Raw genomic sequence first — 2,250 nt, 5'->3', positions numbered from 1 at the left:
CTGCGCGGCAGCGCCGTCAACCAGGACGGCGCGAGCAACGGACTGGCCGCCCCCAACGGCCCGGCGCAGGAGGCCGTCATCCGGCAGGCCCTCGCCGACGCCCGGCTGTCGGCGGCCGACATCGACGCGGTGGAGGCGCACGGCACCGGCACCCGGCTCGGCGACCCGATCGAGGCGGGGGCGCTGCAGGCCACCTACGGTGCGCAGCGCCGACGCCCCCTCGCGCTGGGCTCGGTGAAGTCCAACATCGGCCACACCCAGGCCGCCGCCGGAGTCGCCGGCGTCATCAAGACGGTCCTGTCGATGCGGCACGGGATCCTGCCGCGCAGCCTGCACGCGCAGGAGCTCTCCCCCGAGATCGACTGGTCGGCGGGGACGATCGAGGTCCAGCAGGAGAACACCGACTGGCCGCGGGGACCGCGCGTGCGCCGGGCCGCGGTCTCCTCGTTCGGCGTCAGCGGCACCAACGCCCACGTCGTCCTGGAAGAGGCGCCGGCAGCCACCGCAGATCCGGCCCGACCGGCCACGCCCAGCGGCCTGGTGACGGACACCGTGGCGCTCCCGCTCTCGGCCCGAACGCCGACCGCGCTCGCCGCGCAGGCCCGCGAACTCGCCCAACTGCTGCGCACCGCACCGGAGACGACCCTTCCCGACACGGCCCGTACGCTCGCGGCCGGCCGGGCCCGCTTCGGCCTCAGGGCCGGTGTCCTCGGCGACGACCGGGACGCGGTGTGCGCGGCCCTCGACGCGCTGGCCGCGGGCGAGGCCGGGGCCGACGTGGTGGCGCCGCGCACGGCGGCCGACCGCAGGGCCGTGCTGGTCTTCCCCGGCCAGGGATCGCAATGGGCCGGCATGGCCCGCGACCTGCTCGACGGGTCGGAGGTCTTCACCGCGTCGATGAAGCAGTGCGCGGCGGCGCTCGCCCCGTACACCGACTGGGACCTGCTCGACACGCTGCGCGGTGCGGGGCCCGAGGACGCGTTCGAGCGGCCCGACGTCGTCCAGCCCCTGCTGTTCGCGGTGATGGTGTCGCTGGCCCGGCTGTGGCAGGCCCACGGCGTCGTACCGGCCGCCGTGATCGGCCACTCGCAGGGCGAGATCGCCGCCGCCTGCGTCGCCGGAGCGCTCGGCCTCGACACCGCCGCGAAGGTCGTGGCGCTGCGCAGCAAGGTGCTGCGCGCACTCAACGGGCAGGGCGGCATGGCCTCCGTCACCGCCACGCCCGACGAGGCCGGGGCCGCCCTCGCGCCGTGGGAGGGGCGGCTCAGCGTCGCCGCGGTGAACGGGCCGCGTTCCCTCGTCGTCGCCGGAGAGGCCCTCGCCCTCGACGAGTTCCTCGGCTCACCGCGGGCCGAGGCCATGTCACCGCGCCGGATCGCCGTCGGCTACGGCTCCCACTCCCCGCAGGTGGAACGGATCGAGCGGGAGCTCGCCGACGAACTGGGCACGATCGAGGCGCGGTCCGCCACCGTGCCGTTCTGCTCCACCGTCACCGGCGGCCTGCTCGACACCGCCGGGCTCGACGCGGCTTACTGGTACCGCAACCTGCGCGGGACGGTCCGCCTCGACGAGGCCGTCCGGCATCTGATGGGCCAGGGCTTCGACACCTTCATCGAGGTGAGCCCGCACCCGGTGCTGCTGTCCGGCATCGAGGGCACCGCCGAGGACCTCGGCCGGGACGACGTCGTCACCCTCGCCTCCCTGCGCCGCGACCGCCCCGGACCGCGCACCTTCCTGCGCGGGCTGCTGGAGGCCCGCGCCGACGGACTGCCCGTCGACCTCGCACCGGCCGCGGGACCCGGCAGCGCGACGGCGCAGCTGCCGACCTACCCCTTCGAGCACTCCTCCTACTGGCCGCGCCCGCGCCACACCCACGGCGACGCCACCGCACTCGGCATGGACCCCGTCGCCCACCCCGTGCTCGCCACGGCACTGGAGACACCCGACGGCGGACACGTCCTGAGCGGGCGGATCGTGCCCGGCAACCAGCCGTGGCTCGCCGACCACTGCGTCGGCGGCCGGGCGCTGCTGCCCGGCAGCGCGCTCGTCGACCTGGCCCTGACGGCGGGCCGGCACGCGGGCACCCCCGCCGTGGAGGAACTGGTGCTCTCCGCACCGCTGGAGCTCGGCCCGGCCACCGCCGTACGGGTCACCGTCGGCGCCGCCGACGAGCACGGCACCCGCACCGTCGACGTGCACGCCCGCGACGCACGCTCCCCCGACACCCCCTGGACCCGGCACGCGAGCGGC

General features: G+C 76.3%; 1 protein-coding gene. It reads left to right on the top strand.

The annotated features are described in order from the left end of the window. A partial coding sequence (locus G3I40_RS25130) for a type I polyketide synthase (protein ID WP_164304392.1) occupies positions 1 to 2,250 on the top strand: 2,250 nt, incomplete at both ends.

The organism is Streptomyces sp. SID14478 (genome assembly GCF_010548525.1).
Taxonomy (GTDB): Bacteria; Actinomycetota; Actinomycetes; order Streptomycetales; family Streptomycetaceae; genus Streptomyces.
Note: the sequence above shows the minus strand (reverse complement) of the source record. Positions and strands in the feature narration are given on the sequence as shown.